Source organism: Nocardia sp. CA-107356 (genome assembly GCF_050946365.1).
Taxonomy (GTDB): domain Bacteria; phylum Actinomycetota; class Actinomycetes; order Mycobacteriales; family Mycobacteriaceae; genus Nocardia.
In genome coordinates this window covers 1,631,125-1,651,613 of record NZ_CP191992.1, presented here as the reverse complement: position 1 = coordinate 1,651,613, position 20,489 = coordinate 1,631,125, and the positions used below count along the sequence as shown (strand labels likewise).

At 66.8% G+C, this 20,489-nt stretch carries 22 protein-coding genes and 1 pseudogene; 12 read left to right on the top strand and 11 right to left on the bottom strand.

Annotated features, from left to right (window positions below; genetic code table 11):
* Window positions 1-2: 2 nt before the first annotated feature.
* Window positions 3-194: a hypothetical protein gene (locus tag ACQP1G_RS07655; protein ID WP_433200003.1), complete on the bottom strand. Its 192-nt coding sequence runs from the start codon at window positions 192-194 to the stop codon at window positions 3-5.
* 69 nt (window positions 195-263) lie between these two features.
* Here ACQP1G_RS07655 and ACQP1G_RS07650 point away from each other — a divergent pair, with 69 nt between their 5' ends.
* A complete protein-coding gene (locus ACQP1G_RS07650; RefSeq protein WP_433208267.1) occupies window positions 264-662 on the top strand; it encodes a CBS domain-containing protein in 399 nt (132 codons plus the stop codon).
* A gap of 58 nt (window positions 663-720) precedes the next feature.
* On the opposite strand, the gene ACQP1G_RS07645 is transcribed toward ACQP1G_RS07650, so the two are convergent.
* From ACQP1G_RS07645 to ACQP1G_RS07630, 4 genes are all read right to left on the bottom strand, one after another.
* Window positions 721-1,917, bottom strand: a complete 1,197-nt coding sequence (locus ACQP1G_RS07645) for an NAD(P)-dependent malic enzyme (protein WP_433200000.1) — start codon at window positions 1,915-1,917, stop codon at window positions 721-723.
* 472 nt (window positions 1,918-2,389) lie between these two features.
* Complete coding sequence (locus ACQP1G_RS07640; RefSeq protein ID WP_433199997.1) at window positions 2,390-3,994, bottom strand: FAD-binding protein; 1,605 nt, start codon at window positions 3,992-3,994, stop codon at window positions 2,390-2,392.
* Between the two features lie 51 nt (window positions 3,995-4,045).
* Window positions 4,046-4,312: a hypothetical protein gene (locus tag ACQP1G_RS07635; protein ID WP_433199994.1), complete on the bottom strand. Its 267-nt coding sequence runs from the start codon at window positions 4,310-4,312 to the stop codon at window positions 4,046-4,048.
* Complete coding sequence (locus ACQP1G_RS07630; protein ID WP_433199991.1) at window positions 4,309-5,163, bottom strand: PHP domain-containing protein; 855 nt, start codon at window positions 5,161-5,163, stop codon at window positions 4,309-4,311. Before ACQP1G_RS07630 ends, ACQP1G_RS07635 begins: the two co-directional genes overlap by 4 nt.
* 62 nt (window positions 5,164-5,225) lie before the next feature.
* On the opposite strand from ACQP1G_RS07630, the gene ACQP1G_RS07625 reads away from it, so the two are divergent.
* The gene (locus ACQP1G_RS07625; protein WP_433199988.1) at window positions 5,226-6,302 is read left to right on the top strand and encodes a magnesium and cobalt transport protein CorA; all 1,077 of its coding nucleotides are present in this window, start codon (window positions 5,226-5,228) and stop codon (window positions 6,300-6,302) included.
* A gap of 10 nt (window positions 6,303-6,312) precedes the next feature.
* Here ACQP1G_RS07625 and ACQP1G_RS07620 read toward each other — a convergent pair whose 3' ends face one another.
* From ACQP1G_RS07620 to ACQP1G_RS07610, 3 genes are read right to left on the bottom strand one after another with little or no spacing between them, the layout of a single operon-like run.
* Window positions 6,313-6,894: a suppressor of fused domain protein gene (locus ACQP1G_RS07620; RefSeq protein WP_433199985.1), complete on the bottom strand. Its 582-nt coding sequence runs from the start codon at window positions 6,892-6,894 to the stop codon at window positions 6,313-6,315.
* Between the two features lie 4 nt (window positions 6,895-6,898).
* A complete protein-coding gene (locus tag ACQP1G_RS07615) occupies window positions 6,899-7,390 on the bottom strand; it encodes a general stress protein (protein ID WP_330250104.1) in 492 nt (163 codons plus the stop codon).
* A gap of 12 nt (window positions 7,391-7,402) precedes the next feature.
* Window positions 7,403-8,359 carry an HpcH/HpaI aldolase/citrate lyase family protein gene (locus ACQP1G_RS07610; RefSeq protein ID WP_433199982.1) on the bottom strand — a complete coding sequence of 319 codons (957 nt, stop codon included), beginning with the start codon at window positions 8,357-8,359 and terminating at the stop codon, window positions 7,403-7,405.
* 64 nt (window positions 8,360-8,423) lie between these two features.
* On the opposite strand from ACQP1G_RS07610, the gene ACQP1G_RS07605 reads away from it, so the two are divergent.
* The 9 genes and pseudogenes from ACQP1G_RS07605 to ACQP1G_RS07565 all read left to right on the top strand — a co-directional run bounded on the left by ACQP1G_RS07605 (window position 8,424) and on the right by ACQP1G_RS07565 (window position 17,268).
* Complete coding sequence (locus ACQP1G_RS07605) at window positions 8,424-9,743, top strand: magnesium transporter MgtE N-terminal domain-containing protein (protein WP_433199979.1); 1,320 nt, start codon at window positions 8,424-8,426, stop codon at window positions 9,741-9,743.
* Window positions 9,736-10,326: a DUF1003 domain-containing protein gene (locus ACQP1G_RS07600; protein WP_433199976.1), complete on the top strand. Its 591-nt coding sequence runs from the start codon at window positions 9,736-9,738 to the stop codon at window positions 10,324-10,326. The genes ACQP1G_RS07605 and ACQP1G_RS07600 overlap by 8 nt, the downstream gene beginning before the upstream one ends.
* A 120-nt stretch (window positions 10,327-10,446) precedes the next feature.
* Window positions 10,447-11,919 carry a lytic murein transglycosylase gene (locus ACQP1G_RS07595; RefSeq protein ID WP_433199973.1) on the top strand — a complete coding sequence of 491 codons (1,473 nt, stop codon included), beginning with the start codon at window positions 10,447-10,449 and terminating at the stop codon, window positions 11,917-11,919.
* A 140-nt stretch (window positions 11,920-12,059) separates the two neighbouring features.
* Window positions 12,060-12,923: a lytic transglycosylase domain-containing protein gene (locus ACQP1G_RS07590; protein ID WP_433199970.1), complete on the top strand. Its 864-nt coding sequence runs from the start codon at window positions 12,060-12,062 to the stop codon at window positions 12,921-12,923.
* A gap of 20 nt (window positions 12,924-12,943) precedes the next feature.
* Entirely contained in the window at window positions 12,944-14,080 is a 1,137-nt protein-coding gene (locus tag ACQP1G_RS07585) for an Mrp/NBP35 family ATP-binding protein (protein ID WP_433199967.1), read from the top strand.
* A gap of 312 nt (window positions 14,081-14,392) precedes the next feature.
* A pseudogene (locus ACQP1G_RS07580) lies at window positions 14,393-14,677 on the top strand (DivIVA domain-containing protein); the annotation flags it as partial.
* 797 nt (window positions 14,678-15,474) lie between these two features.
* Window positions 15,475-16,047 (top strand): DNA-3-methyladenine glycosylase I, encoded by a 573-nt coding sequence (locus ACQP1G_RS07575; RefSeq protein WP_433199964.1) that lies wholly within the window; start codon window positions 15,475-15,477, stop codon window positions 16,045-16,047.
* A gap of 212 nt (window positions 16,048-16,259) precedes the next feature.
* A complete protein-coding gene (locus tag ACQP1G_RS07570) occupies window positions 16,260-16,427 on the top strand; it encodes a DUF3117 domain-containing protein (protein WP_011211259.1) in 168 nt (55 codons plus the stop codon).
* Between the two features lie 16 nt (window positions 16,428-16,443).
* Window positions 16,444-17,268 carry a putative RNA methyltransferase gene (locus tag ACQP1G_RS07565; protein ID WP_433199961.1) on the top strand — a complete coding sequence of 275 codons (825 nt, stop codon included), beginning with the start codon at window positions 16,444-16,446 and terminating at the stop codon, window positions 17,266-17,268.
* Window positions 17,269-17,319: 51 nt separating this feature from the next.
* Here the strand turns inward: ACQP1G_RS07565 and glgA are convergent, their stop codons facing one another.
* Window positions 17,320-18,477 carry a glycogen synthase gene (glgA, locus tag ACQP1G_RS07560; RefSeq protein WP_433208264.1) on the bottom strand — a complete coding sequence of 386 codons (1,158 nt, stop codon included), beginning with the start codon at window positions 18,475-18,477 and terminating at the stop codon, window positions 17,320-17,322.
* A 137-nt stretch (window positions 18,478-18,614) separates the two neighbouring features.
* Between glgA and glgC the strand changes: the two genes are divergently transcribed.
* A complete protein-coding gene (gene glgC, locus ACQP1G_RS07555) occupies window positions 18,615-19,829 on the top strand; it encodes a glucose-1-phosphate adenylyltransferase (protein ID WP_433199958.1) in 1,215 nt (404 codons plus the stop codon).
* Window positions 19,830-19,843: 14 nt separating this feature from the next.
* On the opposite strand, the gene ACQP1G_RS07550 is transcribed toward glgC, so the two are convergent.
* Window positions 19,844-20,047: a hypothetical protein gene (locus tag ACQP1G_RS07550; protein ID WP_433199955.1), complete on the bottom strand. Its 204-nt coding sequence runs from the start codon at window positions 20,045-20,047 to the stop codon at window positions 19,844-19,846.
* An 88-nt stretch (window positions 20,048-20,135) separates the two neighbouring features.
* A complete protein-coding gene (locus tag ACQP1G_RS07545; protein ID WP_433199952.1) occupies window positions 20,136-20,393 on the bottom strand; it encodes a hypothetical protein in 258 nt (85 codons plus the stop codon).
* Between the last annotated feature and the right edge of the window lie 96 nt (window positions 20,394-20,489).

Here is a 20,489-nt window from a genome sequence, read left to right as displayed (position 1 = left end):
GATCAGGTGTAGGGGTCGGTGATCTCACGCAGCCGGGTCGACGTGTCACGCAATTGCCGCATGCGCTGGGCACCCACATGGGTCGCCCATTCGTCCTGGATCCGATCGGCGATGACGTTCGAGTACGCAGCAACATTGCGTTGACGAGTACTGTGATCAGAGTCACTATGTGACGAGATCGCAGGAGTCGTCACCCCATGGTTCATTCACCCGAGACCAGGAGGTTTGCTGTGAATAGCCGCTCTTTGAAGGCTCGCGACATCATGCACGCCAGTGCGGAATGGATTCCCGCCGACGAGACGCTGGACCGGGCCGCGCAGATGATGCGCAGGCTGGATGTCGGCGGCCTGCCGATCGGTAACAATGATCGGCTGGTCGGCATGCTGACCGATCGCGACATCGTTGTGAAATGTATTGCAATGGGCCATGATCCGAGCAAGATCCGGGCCGGTGATCTGGCAGAGGGCACGCCGCGTTGGGTCTCCGCCGACGCCGACGTCCGCGAGGTGCTCGACCTGATGGAGCGGGACCAGATCAAGCGGCTCCCGGTGGTCGATACCAATAAGCGCCTGGTGGGCATGATCTGCGAATCGGATATCGCCAAGAACCTCACCGACCGCGAAGTCGCCGAATTCGTCTCGGCCGTGTCCGTACCGCACTGACCCACAACGAAATACGGGGCCGTCCACGATGTGGACGGCCCCGTTTTTCGAGGTCGGGCTATGCAACACCCTCTGCGCGCGCGGCGGCGGCGACGGCCTCGGCGACGGCCGGGGCGACGCGCGGGTCCAGCGGGCTCGGCACGATCTTGTCGGGGCCGATCTCGTCGGCGACCACGCTGAGGATGGCGTCCGCGGCGGCGATCTTCATGCCCTCGGTGATCCGGCGAGCGCCCGCGTCCAGCGCACCCTTGAAGACGCCGGGGAAGGCCAGCACATTGTTGATCTGGTTCGGGAAGTCGCTGCGCCCGGTGGCCACGATCGCGGCGTACTTGTGCGCGACATCCGGGTGGATCTCCGGATTCGGGTTCGACATGGCGAACACGATCGACTCCGGCGCCATCGAGGCGATCAGTTCCTCGGCGATGGTGCCCGCGGAAAGTCCGAGGAACACATCGGACCCGGCCAGCGCCTCGGCCGCACCACCGGTCAGCCCGCGCGGGTTGGTGCGCTGCGCCAGTTCGGACTTCACCTCGTTGAGATCGCCGCGATCCCGGCTGACGATGCCCTTCGAATCGAGCACGGTCACATCCTTGACACCCGCGGCAAGCAGGATATTCGTGCACGCCACGCCGGCGGCACCGGCACCGGACACCACGACCTTCATGTCGTCGATGGCACGACCCTGCACCTTGGCCGCACCGTTGAGGGCGGCGAGCACCACGATGGCGGTGCCGTGCTGGTCGTCGTGCATGACCGGGCAGTCGAGGGCCTCGATGAGCCGCTGCTCGATCTCGAAGCAGCGCGGCGCCGAGATGTCCTCCAGGTTCACCGCGCCGAAGCTCGGGCGCAGCCGGATGACGGTCTCCACGATCTCATCGACATCCTTGGTGTCGAGCACGATCGGGATCGAGTTCAGTCCGGCGAACTTCTTGAACAGCGCCGCCTTGCCCTCCATCACCGGCAGCGAGCCACGCGGGCCGATATCACCGAGACCGAGTACCGCGGTGCCATCGCTCACCACGACCACCAGACGGTCGGTCCAGGTGTAGCGCTTGCACAGTGCCTCATCCTCCGCGATGGCCAGGCTGACCTTCGCCACGCCCGGGGTGTAGGCGATGGAAAGGTCGCGCTGGGTCTCCAGCGGTGCGGTGAGTTCGACCGATAGCTTGCCACCGAGATGTCCCGCGAAAATCTCGTCGTGCGTGATTTCGGAAAGGCTTGCAGTGGCATTCGGTGCGTCAGTCACAGGTGACACGATTTCACTCCTGCTCGGGTCGGACAACCGGGGGACGGGTTACCGCCGGGTAATGGGTATTAGCTGATTCATACGCTCATCGAGTGCGCTGACCGGGACGTTTCGAGTCGGGCCGAAGGCGTCGAAAAACCGACGGTCCAATACCGAAACGTGGCGCGGCACTGATCCGCAGAGCGAGAGTCGGACGGGTGTGTCCGTACAGAACATGCAGCTCGTTTCGAGCGACCTGCAAGCAGTCGCTAGCGCAGGGCATCCTCGCGTCGCGACGGTGCGTCGCGAGGCGGAGATCGCCGTTGTTCCCGGACCCGGCGGTGGCGTGGGCGGGAATCCGCAACATTCTGCCAGCCGGGACGACGCATTGCCAAACCGGCGTGTCGTGTCCCGGTCGAGCCTCATCTTTCGAGGGTAGGTCGTGGGAATTACCAGGGGGTAAGCAGAAACTCGCACTTCGGTTGCGGTATCCGGTGAGCTGTCACAACGGGAGCGGATCGGCCGCGGTGAGGTCCGGTCCGGCCGCTGGTTCGGGCACTGCGGCGGCGAGTCGTGGCGCGGGTTCGAGCGTGTCCGACCGTACCCACACCGTGTCGAGCCCGCCGGAGGTCAACCGCACCCGCCCATCGGCCGCGGCGCCGGGATGATCTGTGCGCCGGTGCATACCGCGGGTCTCGGCGCGCGCGAGCGCACTGTATTTGGTCCAGCGCGCCACGGCCAGCAGCGCCGCCGCCTGCCTGGCTCGCAGCCGATCCGCGCCGAATCCGCCGAGATCGAATTCGGCGCCCGGCCACATGCCGTCGAGTTCGGCGATGCTGTCGTGCAGACTCCCCGCGCTGCGCCAGTAGCTGCGCCGCAGCGGCAACGTGTGCTCCTGCACCAGCCCGACCACCGCGCGCGGATCGATCCGGGCCACCGGATTCAGTCCGGCACCCGCCACCTCGCGCACCGGTCCGGTCAGGCCGCGTCCGCGGGCGAACCGCGCCGCGCCCTTACCGGCCCATACCCCCGAGGCGATGGCCCAGGCTCCGCCCTGACCGCCGAAGCCGCTGACCGCGCCGGTGATCGGCTCACGCGTCGTGACATCGCCCGCGCCGTAGAGTCCGGCCACCGTGGTCGCGCAATCCGCCCCCGCGATCCGCAGCCCGCCGGTACCGCGCACCGTGCCCTCGAGCACCGCGCGCAGCGGCACCCGGCGGGTGCGATCGACCAAGCCCTGTCGGGAGAGCCAGCGCCGCACCGGGTACGGCACATCATCCAAGGCGGCGTAGATCCGGCGGCCATCGGCGATCGCGGTGAACGCCGTGGAACGATGACCGGTGATCTCCGCGCCCGATTCGTCGTAGAGCGTCGCGAAATGCAGTGCCAGCCCGGGTGCGAACGCCTCGTCGCGAGGTGACGGCAGAACCGGTGCAAGGGCGTAGGCGCTGGAGAATTCCATACCGGACAACTCCGCGCCCACCTCGGCGGCCAGCAGCAGTCCGTCGCCGGTGTCGACATCGGTGCCAGCGCCTCCGGAGAGGAACGCGCAGCCACCGGTGGCGACGACAACTGCCCCGGCCCGGATGGTCCACGAGCGGAAACCGTTGTGCTGCTGCACGCCGACCGCCCCGGCGACCACACCGTCGCGATCGACGAGCAGTTGCAGCGCGGGATGGAAATCGAGAATGCGCACCCCCGCGTCGAGCAGGCTGCGGCGCATCCGGCGCAGATAACTCCCGCCGTCCATAACTACGCGCAACGACGTCCCGCTGGCGTCGTGGCCAGTGCCCTCCCCCGGAAACCGATAACCCCACTGCACCAACTGTTCGACCCGCCGATGCGTCTCGTCGAGCACGCGCAGCATCCACTCCGGTTCGGCGATCCCGCCGCCGTGCGCGTAGGCGCGCCGCACCGCATCGTCCCTGGCGGGTCCCGGCGGGATATTCCACAGCGATGTCGTCCCGCACGCGGTGGGTCCGCTGGCCCCGCAACGGGACTTGTCGACGAGTACCACCCGAGCGCCCGCGGTGGCGGCCGAGACGGCGGCCCAAGCCCCGGCGGGACCGCCGCCGAGGACGAGCACGTCCGTCTCGAATTCAGCCACAAAGAGAAATGTTCGACCACAATTCACCCGGCCGCAACCATTACTGGAATATCAGCCCCACCACTGCGTCCAGAGCAATAATCCGGCGACAATGAAAACGACCATCGATCCGGAAAAAGCAGCCAAACCCCGATGCCGGTCCGAAAAAGTCTGTGCGCCAACGCCGAGCACAGATGCGGCGATATGCCACGTCACCGATTCCCCGCCGGGTCCGGGAAAGTCGCGCCGAGCAGCGATGACCGCGGTACCGACAACGACGAGGGCGAGCACGAACATCCCACCGGCGACGATTCCGCTGAGTCCGCGCAGCACTCTCACGAGGCGATCACCGGCACTCCCGTGGCTTTGCCCGCCAGTTCCTCGAATTGCGCCGGATCGGTGGTGAATTCACCGAGCCGGATGGTTTTGTTCGCGCCGTGATAGTCCGAAGATCCAGTGGCGATGAGACCGAGTTCGGCGGACAGGTCGACCAGCAGGGCCCGGTCGGCCGCGGAATGGTCCGGATGAGCGATCTCCAACCCGCCCAGCCCCAGGGTGGCGAGTTCGCGAATCTCGTCGAGCGCGAGCAGCCGGCCCCGCTTACGCGCCCTGGTATGCGCGAGCACGCTGACGCCGCCCGCGGTCGCGATCATCTCGATCGCCCGGCGCAGCGGCGTATCGGCCTTCTCGGCGTAATAGCGGCCGTGCGGCGCCAGTAATTCGGTGAAGGCCGCGTCCACACTCGGCACCACACCGGCCTCGACGAGCGCACGGGCCAGATGTGGGCGACCAGCCGACGGTCCGGCCGAGGCCAGCACCGCGTCCGGATCGATGGGTAGTCCATCGGCCCGCATCCGCTCGGCCATCGCGCGCAAACGCTCGACCCGCTCGGCACGCAGGCGCTCCCGCTCGTCGGCGAAACTCCGATCGGTCGGGTCGAATAGGTACGCGAGCAGGTGCACCGGAACCGGCCACCCGTCCTCGCCGAGGCCGATACACGACATCTCCATGCCACGCACCAGCGTCAACCCCTTCGGCAGCGCGTCGACCGCTTCGCTCCACCCGGCGGTGGTGTCGTGATCGGTGATCGCGACGACGTCCAGGCCTGCCGCCGCCGCGTTCCGAACGAGTTCGGCCGGGGTATCGGTGCCGTCGGAGGCGGTCGAATGGGTATGGAGGTCGATGCGCACGCCTTCTTTCATACCGTGCCGCTCGTCGCGAGCCGCACGCGCAGGCGACGTAGCATCGAGCGGTGCCATCTATTCCGCCGCTACCGTCGTTCCGCGGCCAGGGCCGAGCGCACACGCCGCTGCCCCATATCCCCGTCCCCACCGCGCGTGCGGTGGTCGATTGCGCTGTCTACGTCGACGGCAAACGGCTGCCCGGCCACTTCAACCATGCGGACGCGATGGCCGAGGTCAGCAAGCGCGGAACCGGATTCGTGTGGGTCGGACTGCACGACCCGGACGAGTACCAGATGGCCGATATCGCCAAGACCTTCGACCTGCATCCGCTGGCCGTCGAAGACGTCGTCCACGCCCATCAGCGACCGAAGCTGGAACGCTACGACGACACCCTGTTCCTCGTACTGCGCACCGTCAGCTACGTCCCGCACGAAATCCACTCGATCAGCGAGATCGTCGAGACCGGCGACATCATGGTCTTTACCGGACCCAATTTCGCGGTCACCGTCCGGCACGGCGAGCACACCGGATTGGCCGGTGTCCGAAAGGAATTGGAGAGCCAACCCGAGCAACTCGCATACGGCCCCGGCGCGGTGCTGCACGCGGTCGCCGACCACGTCGTGGATTCTTACGTCGAGGTCGCCCAGTCGGTCGAGAACGATATCGACGAGATGGAGGAAGAGGTCTTTACCCCGCGCAGCAAAGTGGCCGTCGAATCGATCTATCAGCTCAAGCGTGAGGTCGTGGAGCTACGGCGCGCGGTGAATCCGCTCGGGACCGCGCTCGAAACACTCGGCCGTAACACCGGAATGCCGTTGCCCAAGGAGATTCGCCGCTATATGCGCGATGTCGCCGATCACCACACGGCAGTGGCCGAGCGGATCAACGATTTCGACGAGGCACTCAGCGCGCTGATCGGGGCGGCACTCGCCAAGGTCGGTGTCCAGCAGAACACCGATATGCGCAAGATCTCCGCGTGGGTCGCGATCGCCGCGGTGCCGACGATGATCGCCGGGATCTACGGCATGAACTTCGAGCACATGCCGGAGCTGAAACAGGTCTGGGGCTATCCGGCCGTGCTGCTGCTCATCACGGCGGTCTGCACCGGGCTGTACGTCAACTTCCACCGCAACAATTGGCTCTGACACCCCTAACCTACAGTGCCGCAGCACCTCTCGCGGGATCACGCACATCGATACCGGCCTCCGCCCAGGCATCGCGCAACGCCTGCGCACCGCGCACACGCACCCAGGCCGCCTCGGTCGCGGTCACCGGAACCACCGCGAAATACCGCACCGGCTCGGCGGGCGCGGGCAATACCACCTCGGGAATATCGCTCTCGCCCAACAACACCGCGGTGAACGGCGCATTGCGCCACATCGGCTCCCCGAGGTCGAGCAGCGCATCGGCTTGCAGCACAACGCCTTCCACGGCGGGCGCCGCGACGAGCACACCGAGCGTGCGCGCCAGTCCCGAACTCGCACCCACTCCGCCACGCAGCGTCAGCACCAGCTCGGCGCGCGGCCCGCGCACCGGGTCGGCGTGCAGGTCACTGGGATCGCCCATGGGATGGCGGGATCCGCCGAGGGTTATGTAGTGCACCAGATCCTCGCCGGGGATGCGCAGGATTTCGATGGGCTCCAACCCGAGAAAAGTCACCGACGCGGAGTCGACGCCCGCCGCCACACCGAAGTGGTCCAGCACCTCGGTGCGGACCTTGTCCACTACTTCTTCCATGCGCTCAGATCGCCAACCGCGCCAGCATGTCCCGAGCCTGCTCGGCCGACTTCGGATCACACAGCACGTCATAGCGGCCCGCCACCAACTGCATGGTGGAGGCGAAGTCGCGCTGTCCCTTGGTCGCCGCGTACGGGATCGAGGTGGAGATGACGCCGAAGATGATGCCGCCGACCAAGCCGACCAGCACCGGCGCGAAACCGCCGCTGGTGGTGAACAGGCTCAGTAGCAGACCGAGGAACAGGCCGAGCCACGCGCCCGAAACCACCCCACCGCCGATCACCTTGCCCCAGGTCAGTCGGTACAGCACGCGTTCGACCTGCATGAGGTCGACGCCGACGATGGTCACGTCTTGCACAGGGAACTGGTTGTCGGCCAGGAAATCGACTGCCTTCTGCGCCTCGGCATAGGTCGGATACGAGCCGACCGGCCAGCCCGATGGCGGCGTCGGCAGACCCTGACGCGCACGATTCGAGTTCCCCAAGGGATTCGTCATATCTCTATTCTGCTATTCCGAAGCGATGTTCGGGGGTGTGAAACGCGTGGTGCGCGTCATCCTCGCCGCTCGGCCCTTATCCGCGATTACCTGAGCCATCTTGGCGCTGGCCTCATCGATCATTTCGTCGCCGAGCATTACCGCTCCGCGCGCACCGCCCTTTACGGAGGTATGGAAGGCGTAGGCATCCAGAATCAGCTCGGCGCGATCGTAATCTGCCTGACGCGGACTGAAGATCTCGTTCGCGGCCTCGATCTGTCCGGGATGCAGCACCCACTTGCCGTCGAAACCGAGTGCGGCGGTGCGCCCGGCCGCCCTGCGGAATCCATCGATATCCCGAATTTGCAGGTAGGGGCCGTCGATTGCCTGCAGACCGTGCGCGCGGGCGGCGAGCAGGACGGTCATCAGAATGTGGTGGTAGGCATCACCGGTGTCATAACCCTCCGGCTGTTCACCGACCACCAATGTGCGCATATTGATACTGGCCATGAAGTCGGCCGGACCGAAGACCAGGGCCTGTACCCGCGGGCTCGCGGTGGCGATCTCATCGATATTGCGCAATCCCAGCGCGTTTTCGATCTGCGGTTCGATGCCGATCCTGCCGACCTCGAGCCCGCTCGCCTTCTCCAACTGGGTGAGCAGCAGATCCAGCGCCCGCACCTGACCGGCATCGGTGACCTTCGGCAGCAAGATCGCGTCCAGTGCCGCACCGGCGCCCTCGACCACCGTGATCACATCGGAGTAGGTCCATTCGGTGGTCCAGTCGTTGACCCGCACCACCCGCAGCTGCGTACCCCAGCCGGAGTCGTTGAGCGCCGCCACGATATTCGCACGGGCCTCGGCCTTGGCGGCGGGCGCGACCGCATCCTCCAGATCGAGGAATACCTCGTCGACCGGCAGGCTCTTGGCCTTATCGATCATCTTCTTGCTGCTACCGGGGCAGGCGAGCACCGAGCGGCGCGGCTTCATGATCACTCCCGTCGATCGTGGCATGGTGCGGATACCGGTCCGCGCACCCTCTAACCTGACAGCCATGGCAGCAACCAGGGTGTACGTCGCCAGACTGGCCGGGCTGGTGGTACTCGGCCCGGACGGCGAGTCTATCGGCCGCATCCGTGATGTCGTCGTGGCCATCCGCTACGACCGCCAGCAACCCCGGGTACACGGCCTCGTCGTCGAATTGCCGTCCCGGCGGCGGATTTTCGTGCCGATGCTGCGGGTCACCACCATCGAGCCCGGTGTCGTCGCGCTCAATACCGGCACGGTCAGCCTGCGCCGCTTCAACCAGCGTCCCGGCGAGATGCTCGCGCTCGCCCAGATCGTCGATTCCACGGTGCGCGTTGAAGATCCGGATCTGCCCGACGTCGCGGACGTCGATGTCCTCGTTGTCGATCTCGGCATCGAACAGACCAGGACCAGGGACTGGCGGGTGACCAGGGTCGCGGTCCGCGGACACCGCAGGCTCGGACGCCGCCGCACCGTCCACGTGGTGGACTGGACCCAGGTCAGCGGGCTGACCCCGTACGAAATCGGCAGGCTGGGCCAGGACGTCACCCAACTGCTCGAACAATTCGAGGGCCTGCGCCCCGCCGACGTCGCACATCTACTACGCGAACTCCCGGAGAAGCGACGCATCGACGTGGCGATCGCACTCGACGATGAGCGACTCGCCGACGTCGTCCAGGAGCTTCCCGACGACGATCAGGTCGATCTGCTCGGCCACCTCGAGGTGCACCGGGCCGCCGATGTGCTCGAGGCAATGGACCCCGACGATGCCGCCGACCTGCTCGGCGAGCTGCCGACCGGTGAGCGGGAATCGCTGCTGGCACTGATGGATCCGGAGGAGTCCGAACCGGTCCGCCGACTGCTGCAGCACTCCCCCGACACCGCGGGCGGTCTGATGACCCCGAAACCGGTGATCCTGACCCCGGCCACCACCGTCGCCGAAGCGCTGGCCCGGGTACGCAATCCGGATCTGACGCCCGCGCTGGCCTCCATGGTGTTCGTGGTGCGACCACCGACCGCCACACCGACCGGCCGGTTTCTCGGCTCGGTCCATTTGCAGCGACTTCTGCGCGAACCTCCCGCACATCTGGTCGGCGGCATCCTCGACAGCGATCTGGCCCCGTTGCGCCCCGATGTTCCGCTCAGTGCGGTGACGCGCTACTTCGCGACCTACAACCTGGTCTGCGGTCCGGTCGTGGACGAGGAGAACCACCTGCTCGGCGCGGTCAGCGTGGACGATGTGCTCGACCATCTGCTGCCGGAGGATTGGCGTGAGCAGGAGGATATGGCGCACGATATGGCAATCGAGGCGGCCGAAAGGCATGAGGGGGTAGCCGATAGTGAGTGAGAAGAATCCGGCGCGCCAGCGCCTCGAGACGCCGTTGGAATCCCGGTTCCGCTTCGACTACGACGCCGAGGCACTGGCCCGCTCCAGCGAGCGCGTCGCCAGATTCCTCGGCACCGGCCGCTATCTGGCGCTGCAGACCATCGTGGTGATCGTCTGGATCGTGCTGAACATCTTCGTGATCGCACTGCGCTGGGACCCGTATCCGTTCATCCTGCTCAACCTCGCGTTCTCCACCCAGGCCGCCTATGCGGCGCCGCTGATCCTGTTGGCGCAGAACCGTCAGGACAACCGCGACCGGGTATCGCTGGAGGAGGACCGGACCAGGGCCGCCCAAACCAAGGCCGATACCGAGTTCCTCGCACGCGAACTGGCTTCGCTGCGGATCGCGATCGGCGAGGTTGCTACGCGCGACTACTTGCGCCGGGAATTGGAGGAGATGCGGGAGGTGCTGGACCGGATCGAGGCCGCCGAGGCCCCGGATCGCATATCGCAGTCGGATAAACCGGCAAAGGCACAACGCAAGAAAAGCTCCGGCAGAACGCAAGGCGCACTTCCGGTTTCACCGCCAGTTGCTGACGATTGACAGGAAATGCTCAACAACGTTCTGACTCACGGGTAACCTGGATCGCGTTGTCCCGAGCGGCCGGGCAGGGGATGTCCCGGACAGAAGCTCCCAACGACCGTCGAGGATTGGTGTGGCCGAATGCGCATATCTGCTCCGATTACCGTCTCGGCCCTGGTAGTCGCTGGTCTGGTCGCCACCGGATCGGCCACCAACGTCACCCAGTCCAGCACTCCGAACAAGGCCCCCGAGGCCTTGCTCGCCGCGTCGGCCGGCTCCGCAGGCTCGGACGGAACATCCGACAACACCGCCGAGTCGGCATTGTCTCGGACAGTTGGTCTCCTTCCGGTCGCACCGGAAGCTCCCCGCAAACTTCGAGCAATGACTCCGCTTACTGGTGGCACACCGATGTTCGCGGGTTCGGTTCCGTTGCACGACATCTCGCTTCCGGCCACGGGCGGCGCGCTCGGCATCCCGGAGATCGTGCTCGCGGCATATCGCAATGCCGAACTCGCGCTGGCATCCTCGATGCCCGGCTGCGGCCTGTCCTGGAGCCTGCTAGCCGGTATCGGCCGGATCGAATCCCTACACGCGGGCGGCGGTCGCACCGACGCCGCAGGCACCACGGTGACCCCGATCTTCGGCCCCGCCCTCGACGGCACCCTCCCCAATAATCAGGTGATCAGGGCCACCGACGGCAGCGCGGTGCGCGCCATCGGCCCGATGCAGTTCCTGCCCGGTACCTGGAGCCTGTACGCCGCCGACGGCAACGGTGACGGTATCGCGGATCCACACAATGTCTTCGACGCCTCGCTCGCCGCGGGCAAATACCTCTGCTCGGGCGGGCTGGACCTGCGCGATCCGCAACAGGAACTGCGTGCGGTGCTGCGCTACAACAACTCGCTCGCCTACGCCGCCAACGTGCTGAGTTGGTCGGCGGCCTACCGCACCGGCGGCACGCCGAGCCAGGTGAGCATTTCCCCCGATCTCATTCCGCCGGGCACCGCGCCGACCACGACGGGCCCGGACATTCTGGCCGCATCCAGCACGAAACCGCCTACCACCACGACCACCGAGCTGCCGCCGAACACGGTGACCATCATGCCGCCGACCCAGGTGATGATCACCATCCCCGGTCTGCCGCCGATCCCGTGCGGCATTTTCTGCCCGCTGCCCGTGCCCAAGCCGCCGTGCGATCCACAGCAGGTGGCCCCGGCGCAACTGCCGGCGCCCGGCGATCCGGCCCAGCCGCCCAGCGATCCGGCCCAGTCGCCGATCGCACCGGCGCAGACCTTCGGTGCGGGCAATGGCGAGCCGAAGGATCCGCAGCACCCGGATCAGCCGCAGCCACAGCCGCGAGCCGCCAACTGCACTCCGGCCCAGCCCGATCCGGGTGCCGCGCAGCCCGGTGCGACACAACCCGCGCCCAATGCGCAGCCCACGCAACCGCAGGATGAATCGGCGCAGAGCACGCCCGAGAAGACGCCGGAGCCCGGCGCGCCCGGCGCAGCGGAGTCGGCGCCGACCGAAGCCGCCACACCACCGCCCGCACCGGGCATCACATTGCCGTTCGGCATCGTTATCCCGCTGCCCGCGCTGGCCCCGCAAGCCTGATACCAGGACCGATACCCAACCCGTGACGCCACACTGAGACCCGATAACGAAGCAGTAACAAAAAGGTCTCGAATGCGGTAGCCTCTACTTCGTCCATCACGAAGGGCTCGTTGCCGAGTCAATTGGAGGGTCACCACACCGTGGGGCGTCACCGAAAACAGTCGCCTGCGACAATCAAGCGCAGCTCCGTTATCGCATTGACCGGATTGGTTCCCGCTGGGTTCGTGGCCGTCGCCGCGTCCGCGGGCAGCGTCGATCAGACCGCAATGTCTGTCCTGCAACACAATTCGGGGGACGATCAAGACGATCAGGGACCGAGACCCGCGGCCGTCGCGGAACCAGCGACGGCCGAATTCGTCGCTCACGCAATGGCAAAGTCGGCGCCGACCGCGCCGCCGATCGTGAAAACCGTTGCGCTGCCGGATGGTAGGCAACCGGCCGCGCTGGCACCCGGCCCGCTCGGCATTCCCGGCGTCGCCATCGCGGCCTACCAGAATGCCGAACGCACCCTCGCCGCCGAGAACCCCGTCTGCGGAATCCCCTGGTATCTGCTCGCCGGGATCGGCCGGGTCGAATCGACCCACGCCTTCGGCGGCAAGGCCGACGCAGACGGCAATCCACTGACACCCGTCTACGGACCGGTACTCGACGGCAGCCTCGCGGGCAATCACGTCGTCCACGACACCGACGGCGGTGCGCTGGACGGACTCAGCGGATACGACCGCGCCATCGGCCCCATGCAGTTCCTGCCGGAGACCTGGAAGCGCTACGGCGCCGATGGCAACGGCGACGGCATCGCCGATCCACAGAACCTGTTCGACGCGGCGCTGACCGCGGGCAAGTATCTGTGCGACGGCGGGTTGAACATGCGTGATCTCACCCAGCAGACACGGGCGATCCTGCGTTACAACAACTCCATGGCCTATGTCGCCAACGTGATGGCATGGGCCGGGTCCTACGCCTCCGGCGTCGCACCCAAGCCCGGTGACCTGCCCCGAATCTGACACGACGTAAAATTCTTGCCATGCCAGTGGTTACGGAAGCGGATGTGCGGGGAGCCCTCGCGAAGGTCGACGACCCGGAGATCCGCAAACCGATCACCGAACTGGGCATGGTGAAGAGCATCGCGATCGGTGCCGACAGCAATGTCCATATCGAGGTCTACCTGACGACGGCGGGCTGCCCGCTGCGCACCGAGATCACGCAACGGGTCACCAAGGCGGTGGCCGATGTCGCGGGCGTCGGCGCCGTCACGGTCGAGCTCGATGTGATGGACGACGAGCAGCGCACCAACCTGCGCAAGCAGTTGCGCGGGGACTCCGCCGAACCGGTGATCCCGTTCGCCCAGCCCGGTTCGCTGACCCGCGTGTACGCGGTGGCCTCCGGTAAGGGCGGCGTCGGAAAGTCCAGTGTCACAGTCAACCTCGCCGCCGCCATGGCCGCACGCGGCCTCTCGGTCGGTGTGCTGGACGCGGATATCTACGGCCATTCGATTCCCCGGATGCTCGGCACCGACGCGCGGCCGACGCAGGTCGAGCGGATGATCATGCCGCCGCAGTCGCACAACGTGAAACTCATCTCCATCGCGCAGTTCACCAAGGGCAATACGCCGGTGGTGTGGCGCGGTCCGATGCTGCACCGCGCGCTACAGCAGTTCCTCGCCGACGTGTTCTGGGGCGACCTCGATGTGCTGCTGCTCGATCTGCCGCCCGGCACCGGCGATGTCGCGATCTCCATCGCACAGTTGATCCCGAATGCGGAGATCCTGGTCGTCACCACACCCCAGCCCGCGGCCGCCGAGGTCGCCGAACGCGCCGGTGCGATCGCGCTGCAGACGCGGCAGCGGATCGCGGGCGTCATCGAGAATATGTCCTGGCTCGATCTGCCCGATGGCACCCGGATGGATCTCTACGGCTCCGGCGGCGGCCGATCCGTCGCCGAACGCCTCACCCGCGCGGTGGGCGCGAATGTGCCACTGCTCGGCCAGATTCCGATCGAGCAGGCATTGCGCGAGGCCGGCGACGAGGGCACCCCGATCGTGCTGCGGGATCCGGAGAATCCGGCCGCCAAGGCGCTGCTCGAGGTCTCCGACAAACTCGCGGTCCGCCGTCGCGGGCTCGCGGGCATGTCACTCGGCATCGATACGACCCGCCACCTGTAGCGATAACCCGCCAGCATCGGATGACGATGTGATGGGGCGCGTCCCGTAGCGATAACCCGCCACCCCGTAGCGACAAGCCGCCCACCCGTGCGACAAGCCGCGCCGGAACGGGCTCACCGCACCCCGAACACGCCCAGCTCCGCGCCCCGATCGCGCCCCGCCTTCGGGCTGCGGTGACACCCGCGCCGACTCGGATCTACGAGGCGAAAGCACGGCTCGGTCGGCCGGTCAGATGGCCACCGACAATTCGAAGTCCAATTTCCGCAGGACCGGCCGATGCCAGGTGCCGGTGTGGGCCAATAAGCTCGGGGCATGCTCACGCTGCTGTTGTACGTGCTGATCGTCGGCTTGGTCGCCGCGGTGTTGTTCTTACTCGCCAGTGCGGTATTCGGGCGAGCCGAGGAACTCGGGCCGCTGCCCGAGGGCACGACCGCGACCGTCCTACCTGCCGAGGGCATCAGCGGCGCCGATGTGCGCGCACTGCGGTTCCAGCAGGTGGTGCGCGGCTATAAGGCGGGCGAAGTGGACTGGGCACTGACCCGGCTCGCGACCAGAATCGACGAGCTGCAATTCCAACTGGCCGAGGCGCGCGCCGCCCAGACACCGAACGTCCAACTTCCGACCCAACAGCACCCCCAACAGCCTGCCCCCGCCATCCCACCGAACGGCTCGATCGCTCCCCAGCCACCAACCGCCCAGCCTCCAACCGCCCAGCCACCAACCGCCCAGCCAGCGGCCACCCCACCGCACCCACCGACCCCCCGGCCACGGACCACCACCACCGCACCGAACAGCCCGATCGCCCAACCCCGGACACCGGCCGCCGAGCCGCAGGTCGCGACCGCATCACCGAACGGCCCAGCCGCCCAGCCCCAGGCACCCACCGCACCGCCACCGGTTGCCGATCCGCAGGTCCCGGTCGCCCAACCACCGACACCGGGGCCCCAACCGCAAGCACCGACCGGCCGCGAGCAGCCCACTCCGAACGGCCCGGTTACCCAGCCGCCGTTGGCCCAGCTGAACGGATCGGTTGTCCAGCCGCAGCCAACGGCGCGCCAGCCGCACGCATCGACTGCGCAGCCACCGGCCGCCAAACCAGATGCGACGACTACACCACCGAACGGCCCAGCCGCCCAGCCCCAGGCACCCACCGCACCGCCATCAGTTGCCCAGCCGCCGGTCCCGCCAGCCCAGCCAGCACCGACCGGCCGCGAGCAGCCCACGGCAAACAGCCCGGTAGCCCAGCCACCGCTGGCCCGACTGGCCGAACCGGTTGTCCAGCCGCAGCCGACGGTGCCTCGGGCGCGCGCGTCGACCGCGCAGGCCCAGGGATCGGTCGCATGGCCGCAGGCACCGGGTGCCCCCCAGCACGCGCCGACGGGGGTGGAGAAGAAGTGACCGCCGAGATCGCACTGGAGGCCGAGTCCGACGGTAAGGTGCGCTGTCCGTGGGCCCAGGGGTCACAGCTCTACCGTGACTATCACGATCACGAGTGGGGGAGGCCGCTGCACGGCGATGACGCCATGTTCGAGCGCATGTGTCTCGAGGCGTTCCAATCAGGTCTGGCGTGGATCACCATCCTGCGCAAGCGGCCGGCCTTCCGTAGCGCGTTTGCCGGGTTCGCGATCGATCAGGTGGCCGCCTTCGGTGACGACGATGTAGCGCGGTTGCTCGCCGATTCCGGCATCGTCCGCAACCGGGCCAAAATCGATGCGGCGATCGCCAACGCGCGCGTCGCCGCTGACCTCGATCTCGGACTCGACGAGCTGATCTGGTCCTATGCTCCGGCGCCTCGGCCACGCCCGGGCACGGCCGCTGATGTACCCGCGACCACTCCCGAATCCGTAGCTCTGGCAAAAGAATTGAAGCGGCGCGGATTCCGCTTCGTCGGCCCGACCACCGCCTACGCACTGATGCAGGCGACCGGAATGGTCGACGACCACCTAGCCGATTGCTGGGTCCGATAGCGACTGCTCGCAGGTCGCTCGAAAGGGCCCGCGGTGAGCGGCCCAACACAGGCCGAGCGGTCACATTTCGAACTCAGGTATCCGTCCACTCCGGCGATAGGGAAGAATGGGACGGGTGTAGCTCGCCAAATGCCGGCGGGCTCGCTTGTTGGTGACAACACGAGTTCCAAGAAAGTGCGCAGCATATCGCGCAGATCTGGAGGGAGCAGAGGATGGCGGCCATGAAGCCCCGCACCGGGGACGGTCCCCTCGAGGCAACCAAGGAAGGGCGTGGAATCGTGATGCGGGTTCCACTCGAGGGTGGCGGGCGTCTGGTCGTTGAGCTCACGCCGGATGAAGCGGCAGCGCTCGGTGACGAACTGAAGAGTGTCACCAGCTAATCCCCCACTGGCTGCAGTGGCCGGTCTACTGGCCTGTCCGGAATGCGGCTCCGGTATGGACTCGCGGGATCGGACGCTGCGCTGCGGGCACGGGCACAGTTTCGACATCGCCAAGCAGGGTTACGTCAGTCTGTTGACCGGCGCGTCGACGAAGATGACCGGCGACACCGCGGCGATGCTGGACGCGCGCGCCGCATTCCAGGTCGGGGGACATTTCGCACCGATCGCCGATGCGGTGGCCGAGGCCGTCGCTGCCGACGACTCCTCCGGCCCGGTCCTCGACGACGATGCAGTACTCGAGATCGGTGCTGGGACCGGTTATTACCTGGCGGCCGCGCTCGATGCCGTTCCGGCGCTCGGGATCGCCTTGGACGTGGCCAAACCCGCCGCAAGACGCTGTGCCCGCGCCCATCCACGCGCCGCCTCGGTACTCGCCGACGCCTGGCGCGGTCTGCCCGTTCGCGACGGTGCGCTGCGCCGTGTGCTCTCGGTATTCGCGCCACGCAATCCGAGCGAGGTCGCCAGGGCCCTCACCGCCGACGGCCGGTTCGTCGTCGCCACCCCGACCTCGCGCCATCTGGGCGAGCTGATCGGCCCACTCGGCATGGTGACAGTCGACCCGGATAAGGACCGGCGACTCACCGAGGCCATGTCCGGCCACTTCGCAGCCACCGACCGTGCCCTCGTCGAGTACTCGATGAAACTCACCCGCACCGACATTCGCGACGTAGTGGCGATGGGTCCATCCGCGCACCACTCGACCCCCCACCTCAATGCCCTCCCGGATACCGTCGAGGTCACCGCCTCGGTCCAGATCGCGACCTACCAGCCCCATCCCTGACCCCAGCAAACAGCTGCAGGATCCAGCGGATTCAGCAAGGGGGCGGCCGGGTCAGAACTTGCGGACTCGGTCGTAGATCGCAACGGTTTGGGCCGCGATCCGAAGCCAGTCGAATTCGGCGATGGCGCGATGGCGTCCGGCCGCGCCGAATTCGGCGGCGAGCACCGGATCACCGGCGACCTCATTGACGGCCACGGCCAGGTCCTGTTCGTATTGCCGCACCGCGCTCGCGTCGTAGTGCACCAGGCGACCCGTCTGCCCGTCCGCGACCACTTCGGGAATGCCGCCGACATCCGAGGCGACCACCGCGGTCGCGCATGCCATCGCCTCCAGATTCACGATGCCGAGCGGCTCATAGACCGAGGGACAGACGAAGACCGTTGCGGCGGTCAGGATCTGGCGGATCCGCTCGGTCGGCAGCATCTCACGCACCCAGAACACATTGCCGCGCACACTGCTGAGTTCGGCGACCGCCGCGGAAACCTCGGCCTCCATCTCACGGGTATCGGGCGCGCCCGCGCACAGCACGAGCTGGATCTCCGGATCGAAGTCGCGGGCCGCGGCGAGCAGATGCCCGACCCCCTTCTGCCGGGTGATGCGACCGACGAAGGCCACGATCGGATGGTCGGTGCGTACGCCCAATTCGCTCAGGATCGACCGGGATCCCCCGACCGGCGGTCCCGGATGCCACACCGTCGCGTCGATGCCGTTGTGCACGACGTGGACCCGGTCCGGATCGATGGTCGGGTAGGCGTCGAGCACATCGTGGCGCATGCCCTCGCTCACTGCGATGATCGCATCGGCGTACTCGACGGCATTGCGCTCCGACCACGAGGACAAGCGGTAGCCCCCGCCGAGCTGTTCGGCCTTCCACGGCCGCCGCGGTTCCAGCGAATGCGCAGTGAGCACATGCGGGATCCCGTAGAGCGTCGCGGCGAGATGTCCGGCCAGCCCGGTGTACCAGGTATGCGAGTGCACCACATCCACCTCACCCGCGGCATCGGCCATACGTAGCTGGGCCGACATCATCTGCAGCGCGGCGTTGGCGGCGTAGAGCATCGGATCCGGCTGGTGCACTACGGCATCCGCGCGCGGCACACCCATGCAGTGCACGGACACCTCGCACAGCTGCCGCAACTGCGCAGCCAACTGCGTGACATGCACGCCGGCCCCGCCGTATACCTCGGGGGGAAATTCCCGCGTCAACATCGCCACGCGAAGCCGGTCGGCATCACCGGCTCCCGCCCCTGCACCCCCGCCGCCCGTGCCGAAAGTCACGGCTTCAAACTAGACGTTCACTTTGGCATGGGCCACCTGTACCCGGGTGGCGCGGTAGTTTGGCAGATGTGAGGAGCCAGCCGCACGTACTCGGGATCGTGCTCGCCGGTGGCGAGGGTAAGCGTCTGTTCCCACTCACCGCGGATCGAGCCAAGCCGGCGGTCCCCTTCGGCGGCGCCTACCGCCTCATCGACTTCGTACTCAGCAATCTGGTCAACGCGGGCTATCTGCGGCTGTGCGTGCTGACCCAGTACAAGTCGCATTCGCTGGACCGGCACATTTCGCAGACCTGGCGGCTGTCGGGTTTCGCCGGGGAGTACATCACGCCGGTGCCCGCGCAGCAGCGGCTCGGTCCACGCTGGTACACGGGCAGTGCTGACGCGATCATGCAGTCGCTGAACCTGATCTACGACGAGGATCCGGATTACATCGTGGTCTTCGGCGCGGATCACGTGTACCGGATGGATCCGGAACAGATGGTCCAGCACCACATCAACTCCGGTGCTGGCGTCACCGTCGCCGGTATCCGGGTGCCGCGCAGCGAGGCGAGCGCATTCGGCTGCATCGACTCCGACGAGTCCGGGCGGATCACCCAATTCCTGGAGAAGCCGCCGCATCCACCTGGCACACCGGACGATCCGAACGTCACCTTCGCTTCCATGGGCAATTACGTCTTCACCACCAAGGTGCTGGTGGATTCGATTCGCGCCGACTCCGACAACTCCGATTCCGATCACGATATGGGCGGCGACATCATCCCGGCGCTGGTCTCCGCGGGTGAAGCCTCGGTATACGACTTCGCCGATAACGAGGTGCCCGGTGCGACCGAACGCGACCGCGGCTACTGGCGCGACGTCGGCACCATCGACGCCTTCTACGCGGCCCATATGGACCTGGTCTCGGTGCATCCGGTCTTCAATCTCTACAACAAGCACTGGCCCATCCGCGGCGCCGCGGAGAATCTGCCGCCCGCCAAGTTCGCGCAGGGCGGGCTCGCGCAGGAATGCGTGATCGGAGCCGGCTGCATTCTCTCGGCCGCGACCGTGCGCAATTCGGTGCTCAGCTCCAATGTCATGGTCGACGACGGCGCGACCGTCGAGGGCAGTGTGCTCATGCCGGGTGTGCGGATCGGGCGCGGTGCGGTGGTGCGCCGCGCGATCCTGGACAAGAACGTGGTCGTCGGCGAGGGCGAGATCATCGGTGTCGATCTGGACCGGGATCGGGATCGCTTCGCGGTGAGCAACGGCGGCGTGGTCACGGTCGGCAAGGGCGTCTGGGTCTAGTACCGGCGTATCGGCTATGGCGCATTCGTCGGGCAGAATGGCGCGCAGGGCCGGGGAGTTTTCGTAACGGTTGTCGACGGCGACTTATCACCGAAATCGGCGGTGACGACCAGCAGCATCAGGATCACCGCGAGGCCGAGCACGAGAACGAGCACAATCGCGGACCGGCCCCAGTTGATCGGGCGCGGTTCTCGATAATCGTCGTCATTGCCGAACATCCGAACCTCTCCCCGATGTCCACACCGGGACATCCTCTACTCCTTGATACCCAGTCGGCAGCGGTTTTGCGCGGCATTTCTCGACGGGTTATCGCGGGCCGGGTTGCGGCGGTGCGACGGTGGCCGTGCAGAACGGTTCGCATGGCCCTGGAGTCGACGGGACTTTTGTTCGCTCGGTGCCGAAATCAGCATTGCTGACCCACACCAGCACCACCACGGCAAGCACCATGATGAAAATCAGAAAGCCGAGTGCGGGCAGCAGACAGCCACCGCGTAATCGTCCCTCATTGATCGTGTGGCCGATATGGCCGATTTCGAGGATCTCGGATCCGCGCTCCCACACCATGGGCATACCTTGCCGTCGTCGAACCTGGCATCAGCTCGAATACCCGTCGAACGGCGATGGAATCAGCATGTGGTGAACGAAATCCCCACGCGCCCA

Bases quoted from the DNA above. Each gene is read 5' to 3' on its own strand.
- ACQP1G_RS07545 (WP_433199952.1), bottom strand. From the start codon at position 20,393: ATGGTGTGGGAGCGCGGATCCGAGATCCTCGAAATCGGCCATATCGGC.
- ACQP1G_RS07585 (WP_433199967.1), top strand. From the start codon at position 12,944: ATGCCAGTGGTTACGGAAGCGGATGTGCGGGGAGCCCTCGCGAAGGTC.
- ACQP1G_RS07570 (WP_011211259.1), top strand. From the start codon at position 16,260: ATGGCGGCCATGAAGCCCCGCACCGGGGACGGTCCCCTCGAGGCAACC.
- ACQP1G_RS07550 (WP_433199955.1), bottom strand. From the start codon at position 20,047: ATGTTCGGCAATGACGACGATTATCGAGAACCGCGCCCGATCAACTGG.
- ACQP1G_RS07620 (WP_433199985.1), bottom strand. From the start codon at position 6,894: ATGGAAGAAGTAGTGGACAAGGTCCGCACCGAGGTGCTGGACCACTTC.
- ACQP1G_RS07595 (WP_433199973.1), top strand. From the start codon at position 10,447: ATGCGCATATCTGCTCCGATTACCGTCTCGGCCCTGGTAGTCGCTGGT.
- ACQP1G_RS07610 (WP_433199982.1), bottom strand. From the start codon at position 8,359: ATGAAGCCGCGCCGCTCGGTGCTCGCCTGCCCCGGTAGCAGCAAGAAG.
- ACQP1G_RS07615 (WP_330250104.1), bottom strand. From the start codon at position 7,390: ATGACGAATCCCTTGGGGAACTCGAATCGTGCGCGTCAGGGTCTGCCG.
- glgA (WP_433208264.1), bottom strand. From the start codon at position 18,477: ATGTTGACGCGGGAATTTCCCCCCGAGGTATACGGCGGGGCCGGCGTG.
- ACQP1G_RS07650 (WP_433208267.1), top strand. From the start codon at position 264: ATGCACGCCAGTGCGGAATGGATTCCCGCCGACGAGACGCTGGACCGG.
- ACQP1G_RS07605 (WP_433199979.1), top strand. From the start codon at position 8,424: ATGGCAGCAACCAGGGTGTACGTCGCCAGACTGGCCGGGCTGGTGGTA.